The sequence below is a fragment of the Synechococcus sp. MIT S1220 genome (assembly GCF_047303025.1).
Taxonomy (GTDB): domain Bacteria; phylum Cyanobacteriota; class Cyanobacteriia; order PCC-6307; family Cyanobiaceae; genus Parasynechococcus.
Map to the genome: position 1 here is coordinate 659702 of NZ_CP138939.1, position 23136 is coordinate 682837.

Sequence of the window (23136 nt, forward strand, 5' to 3'; positions counted from 1 at the left end):
TGGAGTTGTTCCGTTCCACCCTGTTCTCCGATGACCCTGATCACCTTCGGGCGCGCTGGTCTGCTGGCGTCCATCACGGCACTGGTCACTGCACTCAACCCGATCGCACCTGCCCAGGCTCAGTACATCTATGGCGACGGTTACCAGCAGGCCAAACAAGGCGAGACGCGCCTCACTCCCAATCAGCGTGAAAAGTTGTTCCGTGCCCGGAAGGCATGGATGAAGCAGAGCTACAAGCGCCGGATCTCAATCCTGGAACGTGAGAGACGCTGCGTCGACAAATCCAAAGCTGCCGCTGAATTCCGCCAGTGCAAGCTCGCAAAAAAAGAAGCACGGAGAGAACTGTCTGCTGATCGCCGCGCTTACATCAATCCAGTCCGCCGCAGCGTGGGACTTCCAGCCCTTCAGGCGCCTCCACCAAGCCGTGAACGCAAGGGCCGCGGCAACGGTCGCGCTTGATTCGATCAGGGTCAGCCCACTTGTCTCTTAGGGAGAAGCGGGCTGCCGTTAGTGAAGCAAGTGTGATCAGGCTGCGTCGTCGAGGGCGGCCACGCCAGGCAGCACTTTGCCTTCCAGCAATTCGAGGCTGGCTCCACCACCGGTCGAGATGTGAGACATCTTCTCGGCCAGGCCGGCTTTCTCGACGGCTGCCACAGAGTCGCCACCGCCAATGATCGTGCAGCATCCCTTGGCGCTGAGGTCCGCCAGGCTGGTGGCGATGGCGTTGGTACCGGAAGCGAATTTGTCGAACTCGAACACACCCATCGGACCGTTCCAGATCACCGTCTGACAATCGGCTAGGGCAGCTTGGAACACTTTGATGGCGTCAGGACCGATGTCCAGGCCCATCCAACCGTCGGGGATCGCGGTCACATCGGTGATCTGGCTGTTGGCATCCGGGGCGAAATTATCGGCAAGCACCACATCTGTGGGCAGCAGCAATTCGACACCTTTGGCCTTCGCTTTGGCTTCCAGTTCCTTGGCCAGCTCCAGTTTGTCCTCTTCCACCAAGCTCTTGCCGACCGCCAGGCCACGGGCTTTGTAAAAGGTGAAGATCATGCCGCCGCCGATCAGCACCTTGTCGCACTTGTCGATCAGGGCTTCGAGTACACCGATCTTGGAGCTCACCTTGGAGCCGCCCACAATCGCGGCGAGCGGACGCTTGGGCTCGTCCACAGCCCCCTGCAGGTACTGAAGTTCCTTCTCCATCAGGAAACCAGCCACGGAGGGCTTGAGGAACTTGGTCACCCCTTCGGTGGAAGCATGGGCGCGGTGGGCGGCGCCGAAGGCGTCGTTCACGTAGACGTCTGCGAGGCCGGCAAGCTTCTCCGCGAAGCCAGCCTCGTTCTTCTCTTCTTCTGCGAAGAAACGAACGTTCTCCAGCAGCACCACATCGCCGTTGGCCATGGCGCCCACTTTGGCTTCGGCGTCAGCGCCGATGCAGCTGTCGGTCTTGGTGACTGGCTTGCCCAGAAGCTCACTCAGACGGGCGGCGACGGGGGTGAGACGCATCTCCTCCTTGACCTGGCCCTTCGGACGGCCGAAGTGGGCGGAAAGAATCACCTTGGCGCCCTTGCCGATCAGGTCATTGATCGTGGGCAGGGCAGCACGGATCCGTGTGTCATCGGTGATGGCACCGGCATCGTCTAGAGGCACATTGAAATCAACCCGCACGAGAACGCGTTTGCCGCTCAGGTCGCCGGCATTGAGGCTGGCCAGGGAACGCTTCGCCATAGAGTTGAGTCGTGCGGTTTGAAAACGCTGGGAGATTAACCCGTGTTGCCCGGGCTGAGCAGCGCTAGGACGTGGAAAAGGGTCTGAGCGAGGTTCAGTCCATGTTCGAAACCGTTCTCTTCCCGATCGATCAGAGCCGGCAAGCGCTGGAGACGGCCGGCAAAGCTCTTGAGTTGGCCCAAACCCATGACAGCCGTTTGCTGCTGTTGTCGGTGGTGGAGCCGGAGCGGCCGGGGATGGGGGATTCTGATTCGGTGGCGGCGCTGTTGCAGCGCACGCAAACTGAGGTTCAGCAGATGGGCGTGCCCTGCGAGGTGATCGAGCGCCAGGGCAAACCCGCCTTCGTGATCTGTGATGTGGCGGACGAGTTGAATGTGGATGTGATCGTGATGGGCACCCGGGGCGTGAATCTCCAGCAGGACAGCCAGAGCACGGCGGCGCGGGTGATTCAGCTCGCCCCCTGCCCGGTGTTGGTGGTGCCGTGAGCACGCCGGCGATTCAGTGGTATCCCGGGCATATCGCCAAGGCGGAGCAGCAGCTCAGCCGCAATCTGGACAAGGTCGATCTGGTGATCGAGGTTCGCGATGCCCGCATTCCGCTGGCCACCGGTCATCCCCATCTGGATCGCTGGGTGAAGGGCAAGCAACACCTGCTGGTGATCAATCGGCGCGACATGGTGACGCCGGCCGCGCGGCAAGCCTGGGAGCAGTGGTTCAAGGCCAGGGGGCAACGCACGGTTTGGTGTGATGCGAAGGCAGGGACCGGCGTAAAACAGGTGCAGCAGGCGGCGATCCGCGCTGGCGATCAACTAAATGAACGGCGGCGCAACCGGGGCATGCGACCCAGGCCCGTACGTGCCCTCACCCTTGGTTTTCCGAATGTGGGTAAGTCAGCCCTGATCAATCGCTTGGTCAAACAAAAGGTGGTGGCGAGTGCCAGGCGCGCTGGGGTCACCCGCACGCTGCGTTGGGTGCGTCTCGGCCAGGACCTGGATCTGCTCGATGCGCCAGGGGTGTTGCCCCCCCGGCTCGACGATCAAGAGGCTGCTCTGCATTTGGCGCTGTGTGATGACATCGGCCAAGCGGCCTATGACGGCGAACTAGTGGCACAGGCCTTTCTGGAACGGTTGATTGGTCTTCAGGTTGATGTGGCGGCCGGTGTTGTTCTTTCTGCGGTTGAGAAGCGATACGGCATTCCCTTGACGGGTGATAAGGTTGATCTCGCGATCTGGGTGCAGAGGGCCGCCGCGCGGCATACATCCGGAGATACGGCCCGGATGGCCCAACGTCTGCTTGATGATTTCCGCAAATCCGCCCTGGGCAGCATTGCCCTGGAGCTGCCGGCATGAGCCCCACCTGGCGGCGGCCACCCCTGCCTGAGGAGACCTTCACCGATGACTTCGGACAAGGGGAGGGGGAGCTGCTGACGCTCACTTACCCAAAGCCTTTGCCGATGAGGCTGGACCGTTGGCTGGTGAGCCAGCGCAAGGAGCAGAGCCGAGCGCGGATCCAGAAATTCATTGATGCCGGTTATGTGCGGGTCAATGGCAAAGCCGGGAAGGCCAAAACCCCTTTGCGCCAGGGCGATGAGGTGCAGCTCTGGATGCCACCGCCGGAGCCGCTGCCGTATCTGCAGCCGGAACCGATGGACCTTGATGTGCTGTTTGAGGACGGGCACTTGATCGTGCTCAACAAACCCGCTGGTCTGACGGTGCACCCCGCCCCGGGCAACAAGGATGGAACGCTGGTGAACGGATTGCTGCATCACTGTCCGGATCTACCGGGGATCAGTGGCAAGCTCCGGCCCGGCATCGTGCATCGGCTCGACAAGGACACCACCGGTTGCATCGTGATCGCCAAGAGCCAGGAGGCACTGGTGAAGCTGCAGGTGCAGATTCAGAAGCGGATCGCCTCCCGCGAGTATTTCGCTGTGGTGCATGGGGTCCCTAACGGCGACAGCGGCACGATCGTTGGCGCGATCGGCCGCCATCCGGCCGATCGCAAGAAGTACGCCGTGGTGAGTGGTGCGAACGGCCGATACGCCTGCACCCACTGGAGCCTGGTGGAGCGTTTGGGTGATTACTCGCTACTGCGTTTCAAGCTCGACACCGGGCGCACCCATCAGATCCGGGTCCATTGCGCTCACATGAACCATCCGGTGGTGGGGGACCCCACCTACAGCCGCTGCCGCAAGTTGCCAGTTGAGATGCCTGGGCAGGCTCTGCATGCGGTGCAGCTTGGCCTCGACCATCCGATCACACGGGAACGGATGGTGTTCGAGGCCCCCTTACCCGCAGTGATGGACAAGCTGATAAGCGTGTTGCGGCGCCGTGTCCATCAGAGCTGATTTAAGTAAGCGAGCGCACTGGTGAAGCCGGCGTTGTAGTCGATGGCCACTTCATTGGAGATGTAATCGCTGCGGGCATCTGTGTAGGCGAAATCATCGGCGGCCGATGGCCCACCGACCAGGGCACCGCTTAGTTCATAACGATTCGGCTGATCTGCGTTGAAGTCTGCCCAACCCACGCCGGAGGCGGCCCGGTGGTGCGGCTGCTGCGGTGAGTTGTCGCCGTAGTCGACCACATAGCTCGCCTGTCTTGGATTGTCGCCAAGGATGTAGTCGATGCTGTCGCGGGCCAGGTCGCTGTAGCGACCGTTGGGGTCGATCAGGGTGTCGGCGACGACGCCCGCCAGCATCGCGGTGTTGGCGGCGTAACGCAGTGAGCCCCAGGGGCTGATGAAGCGCAGGCCGCCAGCAGTGATCGTTACGCCATCCCGTCCATCCACCCAGCTGTCCAGCCAGTTGCGAACATCGTCGAGGGCCTTTGGGTCCCTGGCGTCCTCCGCCAGGAGAACTGCTGTTGCATAGGAGGAATCGTCCCAGTTGTGGGTCCAGCCGTTGTTCAGGCCTCCGATGGACTGGTGGTATGTGTCCTGCGCCATGGAGCGGTATCCCGATCCATCTGCACCGGAGGCCTCCATGGCCCTGGCCAGCCAGGCAGCGCCGTAGGCGAGCTCATCGTTGTACCCACTCCATGAGTTGTAGAAGCTCTGCACACCCGTGATCGCATCGGAGTATTTGCCGCGATAGCGATCGGCAAACGTGAACAGGGATTCAGCGCGCTCCAGCAGGGTGTCTGCGTAGAGCTGATCCCCCTGTTGGCGAAACAGCACCGAGGCGGAAGCCAGGGCTGCGGCACTGGCTGCACTGACATCGGAGCCGGGTTTGTCTGGGGTGACGGCCATGGCCGGCCGTGGGATGGTCTGGACTTCCGGAGCGCTCCAGAGCGCATGGTCGCTGTGGCCATCGCCGACCTGGGCAATGAAGAAGGTTGTCGCACCGCTCTGATCCAGGCCCTGCGCCTTGAGCAGGTAATCCGTGCCCCAGCGCACAGCATCTAGCAGAGCATCCATCTCGCCAGCATTGCTGTAGCCGTCTGGGAAGCTGATGCCACCCCAGGCGAGGCTGGAGAGGCTGGAGGCCAGGGGCAGCCCGAACTTCACGTGATCGCCGGCATCGTGATAACCACCGCTGAGATCCAGGCTCAGATCGGCTTGCAGGTTCGCTGCCGTCGCATCACCGAAATAGATGCCATCACGGCCATCGGACAGTCCTGAGTCACCGCGCCAGGGAACCCGGTTGCGGGCTTCATCGAGATCTCCTGACCGGTTCGCTTCGTAGAAGAGCAGCGACAGGCCCAGCGCGCTGCTGTAACTCCTGGTGTCCAGCGGATCGGGTTGTGGATCGGGTTGTGGATCGGGTTGTGGTTCCGGGTCAGGGTCAGGGGTTGGTGCTGGATCAGGTGTTGGCTGTGGAGCTGGCGCTGGTGTCGCCGTTGGATCTGGAGTTGGAATTGGGTTGGGTGTGGGGGGGATTGGATCGGTGTTGGTGAAGAGCAGTTCAGCGTTGAGGGATCCGCTGTTACCGATCGGGGCACCCTGGTTGCCGTTGAAACCGACCGAGATGGAGGCACCGGCAGGAATGGAACGGCCCCAGTCCATGCCAGTGAGGGTGTGGCGGTAGGAGCCATCGCTGGTTTGGCTGGAGGAGAGCTGCGCACCCCAGGGGTCGCCGCTGATGGTGTGGGGGCTCTCAAAGCTCCAGCTCCAGTTGTTGAGGTTTCTGGAGGAGGTGTTGGTGAGGGTGATTTCAGCGGTGAAGCCGTTCCACCAGAGCTGGCCATCCACCGCGACGGAGAGGGATGCATCTGGCTGTGGTGCTGGATCGGGTACTGGCTGAGGATCTGGATCGGGTTGTGGGTCAGGTGCTGGATCAGGTGTTGGCTGTGGAGCTGGCGCTGGTGTCGGCGTTGGATCTGGAGTTGGAATTGGGTTGGGTGTGGGGGGGATTGGATCGGTGTTGGTGAAGAGCAGTTCAGCGTTGAGGGATCCGCTGTTACCGATCGGGGCACCCTGGTTGCCGTTGAAACCGACCGAGATGGAGGCACCGGCAGGAATGGAACGGCCCCAGTCCATGCCAGTGAGGGTGTGGCGGTAGGAGCCATCGCTGGTTTGGCTGGAGGAGAGCTGCGCACCCCAGGGGTCGCCGCTGATGGTGTGGGGGCTCTCAAAGCTCCAGCTCCAGTTGTTGAGGTTTCTGGAGGAGGTGTTGGTGAGGGTGATTTCAGCGGTGAAGCCGTTCCACCAGAGCTGGCCATCCACCGCGACGGAGAGGGATGCATCTGGCTGTGGTGCTGGATCGGGTACTGGCTGAGGATCTGGATCGGGTTGTGGATCGGGTTGTGGTTCCGGGTCAGGGTCAGGGATTGGTGCCGGAGTGGGGGCGGGTTGGCGGCCGGGTGTGGGTCGCTTGTTGTCCGGGCTGGCGCCCGTTGGATCACTCAGGGTGACCATGCTCTGGAAATAGTCGATCACCACCGCATCGGGGACCGTCAACGCAGGCCATTGCGGCCAATCGAACGTGTCGTTCATGAAGGGCTGGCTCTGGTCATGGCTCAGCACCGTGAGGTGGTTGATGTCATGGGCAATGGCGCCCCCTTCGATCTCCAGCCAGCCATGGGCGCGGGAATGCATCCAGCCGCCGTGGTGGGGCTCCATCTTCAGCGTGTTGATAAACGCCTCCAGCCCACCGGTCGTCTCCAGATGTTCGATGAACCCAGGGCGATCAACGCGTCGGGCCAGCGTCAGAACCGCTTCGCTATCGCCGAGTCGTGCGGTGCGCTGCAGCTCAGCGATCAGTTGTGGCTCGTAAGCCCCATCAGCGATCCAGCCCACCTTTGCGCCCTGCATCGCGTACCAGAGCCCAACGCCGGAGGTGTCCTGGCCCCAGGCGTTGGCGTTATTGGTGAGCCCTTCCGCGAACGCCCAGCGCCCGACCATCTCGAGTTCAACCGCATCAAGCCCCAGAAATCTCCGCAGGTTGTTGTAAGCCTCGAACGCTTCTGTGGTGATCGGCGTTCGCCCGCCCATCAACGCGTCGTGGGAGGTGTGCGCACTGCCACCGAGCGAGCCGAATGCGGTGATCGGCACATAGGAGCCGGTCATGAGCTTGAAGACGATGTCACCCAAGCGTCCGGGACAGGTCCGCTCTGACTCAATCCTTCAGGTGACGTGTTTCAAGATGAATGGCTTGGCGCAAGCGGATAATCTGACGCCAAATGCCAGCATTTCCTGACAAAAGCAGGCAAGGTTTGGGCGGACAGTGGTGATTGTGGCTACCGAATTCAGGAATAGCTGGACTTTTCAGCGGATCTGACTTTGATGGTGCTTCACCTGCGATTGCTTCCATGGTCATCCGGGTCCGTTGTCGCCGTTCTTGGGTTTCCGCTCTAATGCGCTCCTTGCGCAACGAAATTGTGCCGCTTCCGATTCGCAGGCATCTGATTGTTGTGGATCAACCGAAGGTTGATGAATTGCACCCGCAAGTTGATCTCAGAAGAGTGGCTTGATTCAGGAACCGGCGAGCAGCCCCTGTTTCAAACCTGCGACAGCTGCAGCTGTGCGACTGCGCACATTCAGTTTCCGCATCACAGATTGCACATGATCACGAACTGTGGCGGGGGCAAGGAACAGTTGAGTTGCCACTTCGCGATTGCTCATTCCATCGGCGACAAGTTTCAGAACTTCCAGTTCCCGTTCGCTCAACTTGTCACGGTCATCAACTGCGGTTCCTGATGAGCTCAGTTCAGGGTCGATGAATCGTTGATGCCGATTCACAGCGCGGAGCGCTTCGACCAAGACGCAGGTTGGTCCTCCGATGTTGTGATCGAGCACCACCCCGGAGAGCGACGAACTCGCCAGGGCGACAGGGCTGAGAGCATGGTTGTGGGTCAGGATCAGGATGGCGCGGTGATCGAGAGGCGATTCCCCCAATGCCTCAATCAGATCAAGGCCTGAGCCATCGACCAGATGCTCAGTGACGAAAACGACTGCAGGGTGTTGATTCTGCTGAAGATGGACGCGTACGGCTTCTCCTGAGGTGCTGATCAAGCCGGGGTAAGCGCAGTTGAGCGTGGTGAGTTCATTCACCGCTTCAAGAGCCACCAGTTTTGGATAGACGCAACTGATCACCGATCGATGGTGAATCAGCAGTCCCAGTTCCTCGAGAAAGTCCTTGAAGGGCATGACAATGGCAAGCCTCTTCAAAACTAGGTGGGCAATCTCGGGCAGGCGTCCACCAAGGTACGGCTGATCGCGGCTTTGGGATGGTCCAACAGCGCATCTCCCGGTCCCTCTTCCACGATCCTGCCCTTGTCAAGAACGATGACGCGGTGACAGAAGCCGCTGGCGACGGAGAGGTCATGGGTCACGAAGATGATCGCCAAGCCCAGGTCCTGTTGGAGCTCGCGGAGAAGAGTCAGCACATCCGCCTGAACTTCAGCATCGAGCATGCTGACGCTTTCATCGCAGATGAGAACATCAGGCTTGAGGGCGAGGGCCCGCGCAATCGCCACCCGCTGTTGCTGCCCGCCGGAGAGCTGGCGCGGGAATCGATTCTGAAAGTTTTCTGGCGGGTTCAGGCCAACCCGCTCGAGCAGGGCGCGGGCCTTTTCGCGAGCCACCGCTTTTGAGCAGATGCCATGGATCAGCAGCGGATCGGCGATCGCGTCGGCAGCGGAGAGGGCCGGATTGAGGCAGGCAAGAGGGTCTTGAAACACCATCTGGATGCGTCGCCGTGCGACGCGCAGCCTCCTGCCTCGCAGTTTCAGCAGATCTTGGCCGTGCAGTTGCACCCGTCCGCCGCGGATCGCAGTGAGGCCCATCAACGCCCTGCAAAGCGTGCTCTTGCCACATCCCGAGGCACCCACCACACCGAGGCTTTCACCTGCCCTGAGGTCGAAGCTGATGCCATCCACGGCCTTGAGCCAGTCCGGCGCCCAGGGCAGTCCGCCAATGGTGTGCCAACAGCGCATATCGTCCAGCTGCAGAACGGTGGAGTTCTGGGGGCGTTGCGGAGAACGGCCGCCTTCCCGGGCCCGGGCGGCAGCGACGAGCCGTTGCCCCATCGGAGAGCGGGGCTGGGTGAGCAGTGTTCGGCTTGCGCCGTCCTCCACCTTCTGTCCGCCGTCGAGCATCGCCATGCGACCGCACCAGCGGGCTGCCATCGCCAGGTCGTGACTGATCAGCAGCAGGGCGCTGCCCAGCTCGTCGCACAGCTCGCTCAGTTCTGCCATCACCTGCCCTGCCACAGCCACATCCAGGCTGGTGGTGGGTTCGTCTGCAATCAGCAGCGGAGGTTCGAGCGCGATGGCCAGGGCAATGGCCAGGCGCTGGCGCATCCCCCCACTGAGTTCATGGGGATAAGCGCGGAACCGTTGCGCCCCGATGCCGACTTTGTCCAGCAGGTCGAGGGCACGGCTGCGCTGCCAGTTGGCATCGCGCTCGGGGCGGTGGGCCCGCAGGGTGTCAAGCAGATGCCCGCCCACGCTCAGCAGAGGATTCAGACGGGTCATGGGGTCTTGAAACACAAGACCGGCGGCTTGGCCGCGCAGCCTCCGCAAGGCCGGTCGATCCAGATCGCGTGGATCGGAACCGGTAAGGCGCAGCCCGCCACTGCAGACGCAGCCAGGGGGCAGCAGCTGCAGCACAGTACGGGCGACCGTGCTCTTGCCGCAGCCTGAAGATCCCACCAAAGCAAGCTTCTCGCCGGCCTGGAGCTGCAGGTCGAGGCCGTCCAGGGTCCAGCTGTCGCTGCCTGGATAACGCAGCTTCAGTTGTTCGAGCTCCAGAACCGGCTGTGGCATCGACGGTACGAAGAACCCAGCACTGAATACCATGGGACAACCCGCTGGGTCGGATGCTCAACGCCGCCTCCTCACCGGATACCCCCAGAGCCGACGACGCTCCGGTTCCAGTGGCCTGCGGTCTGCCTGAATTGCGGCGGCATCTGATCCGTCATCCGGATGACTACGACATCGCTCTTCCGGAGTGGCTGAAGCAATGCATCGCCAATGTGCCTCCTGGCATTGGCCAGAGTTGTCCCACGGATCCTGAAGCGCTTCTTGTTTCAGCCTTCGATTTCGGTTTCCAGCTGCACGAGGGGCAGTTCCGTGCCAGCGGCGACCCTTACATCGTGCATCCGGTGGCTGTGGCGGATCTGCTGCGAGACATCGGCGCCAGTGCAAGCGTGATCGCTGCGGGTTTCTTGCACGACGTCGTTGAGGACACGGACGTCACCCCCCAGCAGATTCAGGAGCACTTCGGGAGCGAGGTCCGGGAACTGGTGGAAGGGGTCACCAAGCTTGGAGGGATTCACTTCAACAACCGCACTGAAGCGCAGGCGGAAAACCTGCGAAAGATGTTTCTGGCAATGGCCAGCGACATCCGGGTGGTGCTGGTGAAGCTGGCCGATCGGCTCCACAACATGCGGACCCTCGGAGCGCTGAAGTCTGAGAAACAGCAACGCATCGCCCGTGAAACTCGCGAGATCTATGCCCCGCTGGCGAACAGGCTCGGGATCGGCCGGTTCAAGTGGGAGCTCGAGGATCTGGCGTTCAAGCTGCTGGAACCGAATGCGTTCCGGGAAATCCAGCATGAGGTGGCCAGCAAGCGCAGTGAGCGGGAGGACCGCTTAGCGGTCACAGTTGCCCTCCTCAACGACCGGCTGGCGCTCGCTGGGCTGGACGGTTGCGAAGTGAGTGGCCGGCCGAAGCACCTCTACGGCATCTGGAGCAAGATGCAACGCCAGCAGAAGGCGTTCCACGAGATCTACGACGTAGCGGCGCTGCGGATCATTACACCCAGCGTGGAAGCCTGCTACCGGGCTCTTGCGGTGGTGCACGACACCTTCCGTCCGATTCCCGGACGATTCAAGGATTACATCGGTCTGCCCAAGCCGAACGGCTACCAGTCGCTTCATACGGCTGTGATCGGTCGCCATCGTCCGATCGAGGTTCAGATCCGAACGTTGGAGATGCACCGCGTGGCTGAATTCGGCATCGCGGCGCATTGGAAATACAAAGAGGGTGGTTCGCCGGCGAGCAGCAGCAGTGAGGCAGAGCGGTTCAACTGGTTGCGTCAGCTGGTGGATTGGCAGCAGGAAGGCGGCAACGACGATCACAACGACTACCTCGCCTCGATCAAAGAAGATCTGTTTGACGAAGAAGTGTTTGTCTTCACGCCGAAGGGTGATGTGCTTGGGCTGCGCAAAGGCTCAACAGCCGTTGATTTTGCCTATCGCATTCATTCTGAGGTTGGCAATCATTGCCATGGTGCACGCATCAATGATCGCCTTTGTTCTCTGGCTACGTCGTTGCAGAACGGTGATTTCGTTCAGATTCTCACCAGTAAGACAGCCCATCCCAGCTTGGATTGGCTGAATTTTGTCGCCACGCCAACGGCACGGAATCGCATCAGGCAGTGGTACAAACGCAGCCATCGTGATGAAACGATCGAGCGGGGAAAAACCCTGCTCGAACGGGAATTGGGCCGCGACGGTTTCGATGCGCTTCTCAATGGAGCGGCCATGCATCGGGTGGCGCAGCGGTGCAATGTGCCCTCTTCAGAGGATCTGCTGGCATCCCTCGGTTTTGGTGCTGTCACTTTGCATCAGGTGCTCAATCGCCTGCGGGAGGAGATCCGTCTCCAGGCGGCTCAGACGGTTGCGCCGCCGAGCAATGAGGAGGTGGCGAGGTCGCTTGTGCCCCGCAAGAGCAAGGAGTCTGCAGCGGAGAGAAGTGGAAACGAGGGAGCGATTTTGGGGGTTGAGGGCCTCGATTACCGGCTGGGTCGTTGTTGCAGTCCACTGCCTGGCGAGCTGATCGTGGGCACGGTGGCGCTCGGCAACCACGGCATCACGATTCATCGTCAGGACTGCGAGAACGTCTCACCGATTCCGAATGAGCGGCGGCTGCCGGTGCGGTGGCGGACGCCCTCTGGTGGTTCCGCGCAGCAGTACCCCGTTCAGATGCGGATTGAGGTGATCGATCGGGTCGGCATCCTCAAGGACATCCTGATGCGACTTTCCGATGGAGCGATCAATGTGAGTGATGCTCGGGTTCGCACGGCGCAGGGACGGCCTGCGCGGATCGATCTGCGGGTGGAGCTATCCGATGCGGATCAACTGAGCCGCACGATGAACCAGATCCGTTCCATGGCGGATGTGATTGACATCGCACGAACGGGCGAGGGCTGAGCTCCGGAGTTGGGTTTCAGCTTGATGGTTTGCTTGGCGCCGACTGCAGACGAATGCCAAAGCTGCTCCCCTCCCCAACGCTGGAGTCAACGCTCACCGATCCGCCCATCGCTTCAACGAACATTTTGACGATGGAGAGTCCCAGGCCGGAGCTGGTCTGGCCACGACGCAAGGTCACGCCCTGGGCCCGCGTGAAGCGGTTGAAAATCAGTTCCTGTTGATCGGCGGCAATGCCCTGGCCGTGGTCTTGGATCAGCACATCCACCCAGTCTTGCTGGGCATTCAGAACAACATCGATCGGGCTGTCTGGATCGGAGTATTTGACGGCATTCCCGATCAGGTTTTCCAGGCACTGAATCAGGCGGTCGTGGTCACCAACCGCCTGAATGTTCTGGTTGGGATCGAGGTTGTCCGAGATCGGATTGCTGTGGGCCGAACGTGCCATTTTTAATGTCTGTTGAATCGCTGATGACACACTGAAGGTTTCATTCAGCATGGTCAGTTGATTGTTGTCCGCGCGGCTCAGATCAAGGAGGTCGCTGAGCATTCTGTTCAGTCGCAGGGCTTCCTGATTGGCAATCGATAGGGACGTGATGGTTCTGTCGGAGAGGTTATCGTCACGATTCAAGACCGATTGAATGAATCCCGAAACAACGGTGATGGGTGTTCGGAATTCATGGGAAATCGTTGATGCAAATTGTTTCTGATTGGTGGCTGATTCCTGAAGGCGATTCACCATCTGATTGAATTCATCGAGAATGGGAAGGATCTCGATTGGTGCATTCTGTGTGGAAACTTTCGCGGTTTCCAGTTTGCTCAGTTCAATTTGTGCAAGGTTTGAGCTGATGTTGCGGATTGGGTTAAAGAGTTTGCGTGCCACAACGATCAGCACCACTGTGGTAATGCCGATCAGGAACAACTCAGAGAGAAATTTGATGACGCTCTGGGTGTGCATCAGAGGTTGACTGAGCAGCGGCCTCAGGAGGACAAAGTGTCCTGTGGCTTGGCCGCCAGGGAGTTTGACTGCTTTTAGAGCAATAGCCTTGTTGAGTTTTAAATCGAGGATGGTGAATCCATCTTCTGCTGCGATCGCTTGTTCAGCAAAGGATTGAAGCTCGTTCGGTTCAAATGAGATCAAGCCGCTGCGGGTTGCCGCCAGGCCTGGTTTGCCATAGATCAAGCCAATTTTTCCGTCGTAGAGCCGTAAGGGCTCAATTAATTCTTGATAATCAGCTTGGCTGCAGCAATTCATCGCCTGCTCGGCAGGTAGCTGATCAAGTTTGTCGTTGATCTGGCTGATAGGAGCGATCACATCGGCACTGGATCGCACATTGAAAAGGTTGTGTTTGAAGATCTTTCGGAGCTGAATCGTGATCGCAAGGCTGATGACAGACTGAGCAACGATGACAGACACGCTGATCCAAAGAAAACGTCGCGCCAGCGACCAATGCTTTTCTTTTTGGGCGGTGCTGGTTGGTGGGTCTGCGCTCGTCATATTGTGATTCAGTTTTCTTGTTTCAGAACGGTGAAAGAGTTCATATCGACATCAAAGCGAAGCTTTAATCGCATTTTTATCTTAATTCAATAGGCATTTTTGGACGGGGAATTTAAGGTTTCAGCCGATGTTTGTGGTGGCTGCTGAGTTGTTCATTGCGTTCCTGATCTCTGTGGCAGGCTGCAACAGATCGCTTTGATTACAGCTCGCTGTTCAGTGCTCGGCTGGTCATCCTGTGGCGTCTGGAGGCTTGATTCAGGCGCCGTTGGAATACGAGGAAGGCGAAAGTTCCAACGACGAGACTCATCACAGCGGCGACAACGCTCGAGCCCAGCAGGATGCGATGGCTGAATGCCCAGCCCTGGTTCCACAGATTGGTGCGATCAATTCCTGTGAGATCGCTGTCCGAGCCGCCCATGCCCAGTAGATGACAGCCAACCACGTAGTTGAACCAGTAGAGAGGCAGATAGGTCAGGGGATTGCTCACAAGAGTGCCGGCGGCGGCGAGCAGATGGTTCCCGCGCACCAACGTGGCGACGCCCACGCTGAGAAAGATTTGCAACCCGAAGAAGGGGTAACAGCCGCAGAACACGCCAGCGGCTAGACCCCGAGCGCGCTGGCCTGGGGTGCCTTCCTGCGTCCACAGCCAGGTGATTCCCCGACGGATTCGAAGGCGACTGTGGCGCAGCAGCCGGCGCATGAAGCTCGTAAATCGGCTGGATCCTAGGTATGGAAGTGAGCAGGATTCGGCTCTGGGTTGGCCAGCACAGACACCATTGCCTCGGTCGCCACGGCGGTGGCGGCCGGCCAGGGCGGCATCGCGGTGATCCGTTTGTCCGGTCCTGCGGCTGAAGCGACAGGTCGTTCTGTTGTGCGTTGCCCCGGGAATCAGACCTGGGCCAGTCACCGAATTCTCTACGGCCACGTGATCGATCGGACCGGTCAGAAACGGATTGATGAAGTGCTGCTGCTGCTGATGCGAGCACCCCGCAGCTTCACCGGGGAAGACGTGGTGGAGATCCACTGCCACGGCGGTGTAATTGCGGTTCAACAGGTGTTGGAGCGGGTACTGGAGGAACCGGGGGTTCGCCGTGCCTTGCCGGGTGAGTTCAGCCAGAGGGCGGTGCTGAATGGACGCTTGGATCTCACCCGCGCCGAGGCGATCAGTGAGCTGGTGGCAGCCCGGAGTCGTCGGGCCGCCGATCTGGCCATGGCCGGCCTTGATGGCGGTGTCCAGACGCGCATCTCTGCATTGCGGGAGCGGTTGCTGGATCAGCTCACCGAACTGGAGGCACGGGTGGATTTTGAGGAGGATCTTCCGCCTTTGGACGGCAAAGCGTTATTGGCTGCACTTCAGGCCGTGCGTCAGGAGTTGCTTGCGCTGGTGGCGGATGGTGAGCGTGGTGAAGCGTTGCGGAGTGGCCTGCGCGTGGCCCTGGTGGGTCGCCCCAATGTCGGCAAGAGTTCCCTGCTCAATCGGCTCAGTCGCCGTGAGCGGGCGATCGTCACCGATCTGCCGGGCACCACCCGCGATCTGCTGGAGAGCGAGATTGTGCTCGAGGGGGTGCCGATCACCTTGCTTGATACGGCCGGCATTCGCAGCACCAAAGACGCGGTGGAGCAGCTGGGGATCGCCCGCAGTGAGGAAGCACTGGCGTCGGCGGATGTGGTGCTGCTGGTGGTGGATGGCCATGCGGGTTGGACCGCCGACGATGCAGCGTTGATGGACCGGATCCCCGCTGGGGTGCCGCGCCTGGTGGTGGCGAACAAGTCCGATCTTCCGGCTGGGCTGTTTGCAACACCGGCGGATGTGCGGCTTTCTGCGCTGGATGGCAGCGGGGAGGAGGCGTTGGTGCAGGCGTTGCTCCAGCGTTGTGGTGCGGCTGATGCTGATGGTGTGCTGCTGGCTCTCAATCAGCGGCAGCGGGATCTGGCGGGGCTGGCAGCCGAGGCCCTGGCCCGAAGCCAGGAGGTGGCGGCTCAGCACTTGCCATGGGATTTCTGGACGATTGACCTGCGTGAAGCGATTCGTGCCTTGGGGGAGATCACCGGTGAGGAGCTCACCGAAGCGGTGCTCGATCGTGTGTTTTCTCGCTTCTGCATTGGAAAATGAGATCCAGCCAGCTTGCGCCATCGTTGTGCTGTTCATGGGTGTGCTGACCAGCAGTGCCGCGCTGTCTTGCTGAGGATCGTTCGCTTATTTAGCTTTTCTGCCAGGTCATCCACCAGAAAAATAATGAATCATCCACCTACCGAATTGCTGGTGAATGCGATTGAGCTATCGGTCACTCCCGTCTTTCTGTTGGTTGGTATTAACAGTTTCATGGCCATCCTTGCTGGTCGGCTCACGCGGATTATCGATCGCTATCGCGCCATCTCAACCAAAATCAACCGCTGCGGCGAAGAGAACAGTGATCGGATTCGCTTTGAGCTGAAAACGATGAAAGCGAGAATGCAGATTTCACTTCGCTCGATTCAGCTGTTGACCTTGGGAATGGTTGGTACGGCATTGGTGGTGATTTTGATCTTTGTCGCGACAATCGCGATGATTGATTTAACGCCGATCACCATGCTGCTCTTTTTGGGTGTGATGTTGTTGATTGCGTCGGCTGCCTTTTTGTTTCTCAGGGAAATCCAATTAGCCACCAAGCAGGCCGATCGTTTCACTGATCTATGGGCATCGGGTCATGATTTATAGGCTGTGATGTTCATGTGGATGTTGTTGATTGCTCGGAGCCTGAGCCAGTGATTGGCTCACCGGAGCATGAAAGGCTGACGTCAGCAGCTCTTGCGCCCGTGCTGTCGATGACGCCCTCTCTGCGCTCTCGCCTGGCGGAATGGTTGGCGGAGGACCTCGGACGTGGTGATCTTTCGGCTGCTGCCCTGAAGGGACGCCGTGGCCACGCTTCTTGGATCGCTAAGCAGGCTGGGGTGTTCTGCGGCGGAGCCTTGGTTTCGGAGCTGTTTGCGTTGCTCGATCCGCAGCTCACGGTGCAATGCCTGGTGGAGGACGGCGCCACCATTGCCATCGGGCAGCGGTTGCTCGAGTTGGAGGGATCCGCAACGGCTCTGGTGGCCGGGGAACGCACCGCCTTGAACCTGGCCATGCGCCTCTCGGGCATTGCCACCGCCACCGCTGAGCTGGTGGCGCAGCTCGAGGGCACCGGTGTGCGGCTGGCCGACACCCGCAAGACCACGCCTGGGCTTCGCCTGCTGGAGAAATACGCGGTGCGCTGCGGCGGCGGCGTCAACCACCGCATGGGGCTGGATGACGCGGCCATGCTCAAGGAGAACCACATCGCCTGGGCCGGGGGAATCACCGCGGCCATCGCGGCCGTGCGTCAGCAGGCCCCCTGGCCCACGGCTGTGATTGTGGAAGCGGAGACGGAGGCTCAGGCGCAGGAGGCGGTGCAGGCGGGCGCCAATGGGGTGCTGCTGGATGAGTTCAGCCCTGAGCAGCTCAAGCTTCTGGTGCCCCGTCTGCGCCAGCTGGCCCGGGATCGGCAGCAGGGAGGGGCTGTGGTGCTGGAAGCCTCGGGCATTCAGCCCAGTGATCTGCGGGCCTATGCCGCGACGGGCATTGATCTGATTTCCACGAGTGCACCGGTGACCCGCAGCCGTTGGCTGGATCTGAGCATGCGGTTCGACTGAGATGGTCGCCGTACAGCGGCGGGGGATGATCAGACCCTGAACACCACAACGTGCTGCGTCTGCCCATGCTCAGCCTGTCCCACAACCTGGATGAGCAGTTGCAGGCCGCCATGCAGCGGGCCTTCCCGGAGGCGGACGCGGGGCTGGATCCCCAGCTGGCACCGGCGAGCAAGCCGGAATTCGGAGACTTTCAAGCCAACGGTGCGCTGCCCCTGGCCAAGCCCCTGAAGCAGGCCCCACGGCAGATCGCCACGGCCATCGTTGAGCAGCTGCAGGCCGATCCCACCTTCACGGACCTGTGCCTCGAGCCCCAGATCGCCGGTCCGGGCTTCATCAACCTCACGATCCGCCCGGAGCGGCTGGCGGCGGAGGTGTCGGCGCGACTTGGGGACGAGCGGCTCGGTGTGCCGGCGGTCAGCAACGCGGCGCCGGTGGTGGTGGATTTTTCCAGCCCCAACATCGCCAAGGAGATGCATGTGGGGCATTTGCGCTCCACGATCATTGGCGACTCGCTGGCGCGGGTGCTGGAGTTCCGCGGCCATCCGGTGCTGCGCCTCAATCATGTGGGCGACTGGGGTACCCAATTTGGAATGTTGATCACCCATCTCAAGCAGGTGGCGCCGGAAGCCCTGGAGACCGCCGATGCGGTGGATCTGGGAGATCTGGTGGCCTTTTATCGCGAGGCCAAGAAGCGCTTCGATGACGATGAAGCCTTCCAGTCCACCTCCCGCGATGAGGTGGTGAAGCTGCAGGGGGGCGATCCGGTGTCGCTCAAGGCCTGGGGCCTGCTCTGCGATCAGTCGCGGCGCGAGTTCCAGACGATCTACGACCGGCTCGACATCCGCCTCAGCGAACGCGGCGAGTCGTTTTACAACCCCTTTCTGCCTGGGGTGATTGATGGCTTGAAGGCAGCCGAGCTGCTGGTCACCGATGACGGTGCCCAGTGCGTGTTCCTTGAGGGTGTGCAGGGCAAGGACGGCAAGCCCCTGCCGGTGATCGTGCAGAAGAGCGACGGCGGCTTCAACTACGCCACCACCGATCTGGCGGCGATCCGCTACCGTTTTGGCTCGGCTCCGGAGGGGGATGCCGCCCGTCGGGTGGTGTACGTCACCGATGCTGGCCAGGCGAACCATTTCGCCGGGGTGTTCCAGGTGGCGCAGCGGGCCGGCTGGATTCCGGACGGTGCGCGCCTCGAGCATGTTCCCTTTGGCCTGGTGCAGGGAGAAGACGGCAAGAAGCTCAAGACCCGCTCCGGTGACACTGTGCGTTTGCGGGATCTGCTCGATGAAGCCGTCGAGCGGGCGGAAGCCGATCTGCGCTCACGCTTAAAGGAGGAGGAGCGCAGCGAGCCTGAGGCGTTCATTCAGCACGTGGCGGGCACTGTTGGACTGGCTGCGGTGAAGTACGCCGACCTCAGCCAGAACCGGATCACCAACTATCAGTTCTCCTTCGATCGGATGCTGGCGCTGCAGGGCAACACGGCCCCTTATCTGCTGTATGCCGTTGTTCGTGTTGCAGGAATTGCCCGCAAAGGCGGTGATCTGGATGTTTCAACAGCCCAGCTGCAGTTTTCTGAGCCTCAGGAATGGGCTCTGGTGCGGGAGCTGCTCAAGTTCGACGCGGTGATTTCTGAGGTGGAGGAGGAGCTGCTGCCCAACCGGTTGTGCAGCTACCTGTTCGAGCTCAGCCAGGTGTTCAACCGCTTCTACGACCAGGTGCCGGTGCTGAAGGCTGAACCAGAAGCCCTGTCATCGCGTTTGGCGCTCTGCCGTCTGACGGCCGACACCCTCAGGCTGGGTCTTGGTCTGCTGGGGATTGCCACCCTTGATCGCATGTGAGTCCAGCCGATTGTCGCTTCAGGCTTGTGCAAGACATGGAACGCTCGTATCAAGGCCTTGGTATTAAACGAGGCAGATGGCTGTTGAGGTCAAGCAAGAAGGTGTTGTGATGTCCACTTGAAAAATGTCGTGGTGATCGATGTTGCTTTGGCATGGGGTATTGCCTTCAAGTCAGGATGGGTGAAGGCCACAATGCAGGCCATGACCTGCCCATTGCCAGGACATTTGTGAGAACAGGTTGTTGCGTTTTTGGGCTGGTTTTTGAAAATGCTTCGGCAAGCAACTCTCTTTGTGAGTAACTGTCTTTTGGTTGTCCTGAAATTATGTTGAACGCGTGCTTCCGCTTTGAGTGCTCAATGGATAGCGTTGTTTTCGTTTGACTGTTCTTGGCGAAATGTTCTGTCGACATTAGAATGATATTTTCAGAGGTTCATGCTCTTGAAAATCTTTATCTTTCCAGCCCTATTCGCCAGCGCCATGGCGATGTCAAGTTTTATCATGCCATCGGCCAGTGCAGATGAAATTTGGATGTCGGAAGGGAAGATGATTCAGTGGTTGGAAAGCAAAGGCAGCACGGCTGTTTTTAAGATGAATAATGTTTATTTTTATGTTGAAGATCTTGCTTCCGCCAGTTCTAGCAACCGTGGGACTTATCGAGGTTATTGGGTGACGAAGACCAATCCTCAGCGACAATGTGCTACGTTCCGTGAACTTTATGGTAGTCGTTCGTCTTACACTTGGGGGCGTTTCAAGGTCAAATTTATCGGCAATAGCTTCCCCTACAAGTGGACTGCGAAGTTGGGAGATTGTGATCGCAAGGTGTATAAAACGATGGAAGCTGTACCCATGATGCAAGCCAACTAAGGAAGAAATTTGACTAAGTTGTGGCTTGACCAAGATGTGGCCAGAGAGCAATCAAGTTTGGCTGCATGTAGCTTTTGTTTGCATTATATTAACTAATTTTAAATTGATTGATGCTGATGGCTGATGTTTGTGGAGTGTTCCCTGTGTGGTGCTTTTCCAGAAATTTCAATATTTATTGATTCTATGATTTCTCTGCAGAATTGATTATCTGCTTACAGACCTTGTACCTTTCGATCCATGCTGGCAAGTAGAAAATAGCGCCTTTGAAATTGTGCCAATCGATTGAAGAAGCGTGATGAAGTGCTTTAGGTCAGTTCTTCTAAATCTTGATTTGATTGGTTCGAAGGCCTATGGCTTGAGCGCAATTCTGATCGGGTGTTCTGGCTTCGTCTTTCCCCTCGGAATTGTTGTGGCCCGCGGCTTGCGGCATCAGACGGTTTTGTCACTTTCCGTCCCTCTCCCCTCAGACTGGGGCATGGTCTGCTGGGTATTTCCACCCTGGAACGCATGTGAGCGACACCAACACGCCGTTCACACCCGCGGGTGCTCCTGTGGCGCGGGATGCCGTGGAGCAGCTCAAGGCTTACAGCGCTCCGCTGGAGGGGCGCCGTGAGCTGTTGCGGCTGGATTTCAACGAGAACACCATCGGCCCCAGTCCGCTCGTTGCTCAGGCGCTGCGGGGGTTCAGCAGTGAAGAGATCGCCGTTTACCCGGAGTACGACGGGCTTCGGGAGGCTGTGGTGCAGAACCTGCAGGAAAGCGGCTGCAGGCCGGGGTTAACGCCCGATCAGGTGGGGCTGTTCAACGGTGTTGATGCCGCAATTCATGCGGTGTTTCAGGCCTATGGCGATCCCGGGGATCGTTTGCTCACCACTGCCCCCACGTTCGGCTACTACAGCCCCTGTGCCCGTATGCAGGGGATGACGATCGAGGCCATTCCCTACGAAGGTGAGTCGTTTGCGTTTCCATTGGCGGCAGTCACTGAGGTGTTGCAGCAGCAACCACCGCGACTGCTGTTGATCTGCAATCCCAACAACCCCACAGGCACCCGCTTAGCGCCCGATCGCATCATCGCGTTGGCGACCACCGCGCCTCAGACGCTAGTGGTGGTGGATGAGCTGTATGAGGCCTTCACCGGCGACAGTGTGCTGCCCTCCGCAGATTTCGCAGCCACGCCGAATTTGCTGGTGCTTCGATCGCTCGCCAAAACCGCTGGTTTGGCCGGTCTGCGCATTGGCTTCGCCATCGGCCATGCCGATGTGGTGGATCGGGTTGGCCGCGTCACCGGTCCCTATGACGTCAACAGTGTTGCGGTGGCCGCTGCATTCTCTGCTCTGGCGGATCAGTCCTACGTCGATGCCTATGTGTCTGAGGTGCTGCGGGCCCGCGAGTGGACAATCCAGGCGTTGCGCGAGGCGGGAGTGCGCCATCACTGCGAGGGTGGCAACTATCTCCTGATCTGGCCGAAGCGAGCGGTGGCCGAGCTGGATGCGGAGCTCAGGCAAGCCGGAATTCTGGTGCGGTCGATGGCCGGAAAGGCGTTGATCGATGAAACCTTCCGGGTCAGCATTGGCACCACCAGCCAGATGCAGCGGTTTGTGCCGGCCTTCTTGGCGCTGGATTACCCATCGATGCCGGCTTGATGTTGTTGGTGTGAGGTCAACAGGGTGGCCAGCCAGGCCGCGGCATCGCGTTCGCCGCTCTGCTGCAGTTCCTGGATGTAGGCGCGAATGTCTCGTTCTTGGAGGCTAGTCATTGTTGGGTTGGGTCTGATCGACCTCTTCAACATCCAGCCATTGGTGGAGACCGCTTGGAGCAGATCGTTTGGTCCTCGGGAGAGGCTCTGGTGAAGATTGGGTGAGCCGTGGCTGCTGCTCAAGGGTGGGCGTTGACGGCAGTGGCGGGGCTCCGGTTGATTGCTGGCAACGGAATCGAATCGATTTGGCTCGGATCCTTCTGTTGGCCACCGGCGGCACCATCGCCGGCCAGGCCGACGCTGGTGCAATTCTGAACAGCTACACCGCTGGGGTGTTGGGGGGTGAAGACCTGCTGGCGGCCGTGCCTCAGTTACAGGAGCTGGCGGCGATCAGCGTGGAGCAGATCGCCAATGTGGACAGCGCTGATCTGTTATTCGATCACTGGCGCTTACTGGTGGGTCGTATTCGTGAGGCGTTTCAAGCGGAGCCTGATCTCACTGGGGTGGTGATCACCCACGGCACCAACACCCTGGAGGAAACCGCCTGGCTGCTGCAGTTGCTGATCGATGATCCCCGCCCGGTGGTGCTCGTCGGGGCGATGCGGCCAGCGACTGCCCTGAGCGCCGATGGGCCACTCAACCTGTTTCAGGCCGTGCAAGTGGCGGTCAGCCTCGAAGCACCCGGCCACGGCGCGCTCGTGGTGATGGATGGCCAGATCCAGGCGGCCCGCCAAGTCACCAAGGTGGCGACCCAGGGGGTGGGGGCTTTTGCGAGTCCCGGGCGCGGGCCCTTGGGCTGGGTGGATGACACCGGCGTGCATCTGCCGATGGGGAGCGGTTCACGGCAGGTGCCCTTCGCTGCGCTCGATTTACCGGAGCAATGGCCCCAGGTGGCGATTCTTTACGGCTGTGTTGAACCCGATGCCCGGATGCTCACTTTCTTCCTTGAGGCTGGGATGCAGGGGCTGGTGTTCACCGGCACCGGTGCTGGTCAGCTCTCCGCTGGGGAACGCAGTGCTTTGGGGGCCTGGGCTGGACCGCGGCCGCTGATGCTGCGGGCCAACCGCTGCGGTTCGGGGCCGGTGCATAGCGATGCCGAGGATGAGCGGTTCGGGTTGCTGCCCGCCGGCAGCCTTAACCCCCAGAAAGCAAGGGTGCTGTTGTTGTTGGCGTCCATCGCTGGAATGGATCGTTCCGCACTGGAGGAGTTGATGATTGATCTGGCGCGGGGTTGAATATTGCAACTCTTTAAAAGCAGAAATTGC

The 23136-nt window shown here is 60.0% G+C and carries 21 protein-coding genes; 13 read left to right on the top strand and 8 right to left on the bottom strand.

The window, feature by feature from the left end; genetic code table 11:
* Positions 1-30: 30 nt before the first annotated feature.
* The gene (locus tag SIB64_RS03185) at positions 31-459 is read left to right on the top strand and encodes a hypothetical protein (RefSeq protein WP_413441881.1); all 429 of its coding nucleotides are present in this window, start codon (positions 31-33) and stop codon (positions 457-459) included.
* Positions 460-525: 66 nt separating this feature from the next.
* On the opposite strand, the gene SIB64_RS03190 is transcribed toward SIB64_RS03185, so the two are convergent.
* Positions 526-1734 carry a phosphoglycerate kinase gene (locus tag SIB64_RS03190; RefSeq protein WP_413441882.1) on the bottom strand — a complete coding sequence of 403 codons (1209 nt, stop codon included), beginning with the start codon at positions 1732-1734 and terminating at the stop codon, positions 526-528.
* A 101-nt stretch (positions 1735-1835) separates the two neighbouring features.
* On the opposite strand from SIB64_RS03190, the gene SIB64_RS03195 reads away from it, so the two are divergent.
* Genes SIB64_RS03195 through SIB64_RS03205 form a run of 3 tightly spaced genes read left to right on the top strand, consistent with a single transcriptional unit; the run spans position 1836 to position 4080 of the window.
* Complete coding sequence (locus SIB64_RS03195) at positions 1836-2219, top strand: universal stress protein (RefSeq protein ID WP_413442849.1); 384 nt, start codon at positions 1836-1838, stop codon at positions 2217-2219.
* Entirely contained in the window at positions 2216-3082 is an 867-nt protein-coding gene (gene ylqF / locus SIB64_RS03200; RefSeq protein WP_413441883.1) for a ribosome biogenesis GTPase YlqF, read from the top strand. Before SIB64_RS03195 ends, ylqF begins: the two co-directional genes overlap by 4 nt.
* Positions 3079-4080, top strand: a complete 1002-nt coding sequence (locus SIB64_RS03205) for an RluA family pseudouridine synthase (protein ID WP_413441884.1) — start codon at positions 3079-3081, stop codon at positions 4078-4080. Before ylqF ends, SIB64_RS03205 begins: the two co-directional genes overlap by 4 nt.
* Here SIB64_RS03205 and SIB64_RS03210 read toward each other — a convergent pair.
* The 4 genes from SIB64_RS03210 to SIB64_RS03225 all read right to left on the bottom strand — a co-directional run bounded on the left by SIB64_RS03210 (position 4071) and on the right by SIB64_RS03225 (position 9970).
* Entirely contained in the window at positions 4071-7238 is a 3168-nt protein-coding gene (locus SIB64_RS03210; protein WP_413441885.1) for a glycoside hydrolase family 9 protein, read from the bottom strand. The genes SIB64_RS03205 and SIB64_RS03210 overlap by 10 nt on opposite strands.
* Positions 7239-7287: 49 nt before the next feature.
* Positions 7288-7482 (bottom strand): hypothetical protein, encoded by a 195-nt coding sequence (locus tag SIB64_RS03215; protein WP_413441886.1) that lies wholly within the window; start codon positions 7480-7482, stop codon positions 7288-7290.
* A 161-nt stretch (positions 7483-7643) separates the two neighbouring features.
* Positions 7644-8318, bottom strand: a complete 675-nt coding sequence (locus tag SIB64_RS03220; RefSeq protein WP_413441887.1) for a helix-turn-helix domain-containing protein — start codon at positions 8316-8318, stop codon at positions 7644-7646.
* Positions 8319-8341: 23 nt separating this feature from the next.
* A complete protein-coding gene (locus SIB64_RS03225) occupies positions 8342-9970 on the bottom strand; it encodes an ABC transporter ATP-binding protein (RefSeq protein ID WP_413441888.1) in 1629 nt (542 codons plus the stop codon).
* A 20-nt stretch (positions 9971-9990) separates the two neighbouring features.
* Between SIB64_RS03225 and SIB64_RS03230 the strand changes: the two genes are divergently transcribed.
* On the top strand, positions 9991-12327 hold the full coding sequence (locus SIB64_RS03230) for a RelA/SpoT family protein (RefSeq protein WP_413441889.1): 2337 nt from the start codon (positions 9991-9993) through the stop codon (positions 12325-12327).
* Between the two features lie 16 nt (positions 12328-12343).
* On the opposite strand, the gene SIB64_RS03235 is transcribed toward SIB64_RS03230, so the two are convergent.
* Together SIB64_RS03235 and SIB64_RS03240 are read right to left on the bottom strand one after the other, a co-directional pair.
* Positions 12344-13822 (bottom strand): sensor histidine kinase, encoded by a 1479-nt coding sequence (locus SIB64_RS03235; RefSeq protein WP_413441890.1) that lies wholly within the window; start codon positions 13820-13822, stop codon positions 12344-12346.
* A 199-nt stretch (positions 13823-14021) separates the two neighbouring features.
* Positions 14022-14522 (bottom strand): DUF2062 domain-containing protein, encoded by a 501-nt coding sequence (locus SIB64_RS03240; protein WP_413441891.1) that lies wholly within the window; start codon positions 14520-14522, stop codon positions 14022-14024.
* Positions 14523-14579: 57 nt separating this feature from the next.
* Between SIB64_RS03240 and mnmE the strand changes: the two genes are divergently transcribed.
* The 7 genes from mnmE to SIB64_RS03275 all read left to right on the top strand — a co-directional run bounded on the left by mnmE (position 14580) and on the right by SIB64_RS03275 (position 21818).
* Positions 14580-15935: a tRNA uridine-5-carboxymethylaminomethyl(34) synthesis GTPase MnmE gene (mnmE, locus tag SIB64_RS03245; RefSeq protein WP_413441892.1), complete on the top strand. Its 1356-nt coding sequence runs from the start codon at positions 14580-14582 to the stop codon at positions 15933-15935.
* Between the two features lie 123 nt (positions 15936-16058).
* Positions 16059-16520: a DUF2721 domain-containing protein gene (locus tag SIB64_RS03250; RefSeq protein ID WP_413441893.1), complete on the top strand. Its 462-nt coding sequence runs from the start codon at positions 16059-16061 to the stop codon at positions 16518-16520.
* A 107-nt stretch (positions 16521-16627) separates the two neighbouring features.
* Complete coding sequence (gene nadC / locus SIB64_RS03255; protein ID WP_413442850.1) at positions 16628-17473, top strand: carboxylating nicotinate-nucleotide diphosphorylase; 846 nt, start codon at positions 16628-16630, stop codon at positions 17471-17473.
* A 65-nt stretch (positions 17474-17538) separates the two neighbouring features.
* Positions 17539-19311, top strand: coding sequence for an arginine--tRNA ligase (gene argS, locus SIB64_RS03260; RefSeq protein WP_413442851.1), 1773 nt, complete (start codon positions 17539-17541; stop codon positions 19309-19311).
* 432 nt (positions 19312-19743) lie between these two features.
* Entirely contained in the window at positions 19744-20175 is a 432-nt protein-coding gene (locus SIB64_RS03265) for a hypothetical protein (RefSeq protein ID WP_413441894.1), read from the top strand.
* Between the two features lie 375 nt (positions 20176-20550).
* Entirely contained in the window at positions 20551-20688 is a 138-nt protein-coding gene (locus SIB64_RS03270; protein WP_413441895.1) for a hypothetical protein, read from the top strand.
* A complete protein-coding gene (locus SIB64_RS03275; protein ID WP_413441896.1) occupies positions 20685-21818 on the top strand; it encodes a pyridoxal phosphate-dependent aminotransferase in 1134 nt (377 codons plus the stop codon). The genes SIB64_RS03270 and SIB64_RS03275 overlap by 4 nt, the downstream gene beginning before the upstream one ends.
* On the opposite strand, the gene SIB64_RS03280 is transcribed toward SIB64_RS03275, so the two are convergent.
* Positions 21797-22054, bottom strand: a complete 258-nt coding sequence (locus SIB64_RS03280) for a hypothetical protein (RefSeq protein WP_413441897.1) — start codon at positions 22052-22054, stop codon at positions 21797-21799. The genes SIB64_RS03275 and SIB64_RS03280 overlap by 22 nt on opposite strands.
* Positions 22055-22116: 62 nt before the next feature.
* Here SIB64_RS03280 and SIB64_RS03285 point away from each other — a divergent pair, with 62 nt between their 5' ends.
* The gene (locus SIB64_RS03285) at positions 22117-23106 is read left to right on the top strand and encodes an asparaginase (RefSeq protein ID WP_413442852.1); all 990 of its coding nucleotides are present in this window, start codon (positions 22117-22119) and stop codon (positions 23104-23106) included.
* Positions 23107-23136 lie beyond the last annotated feature (30 nt).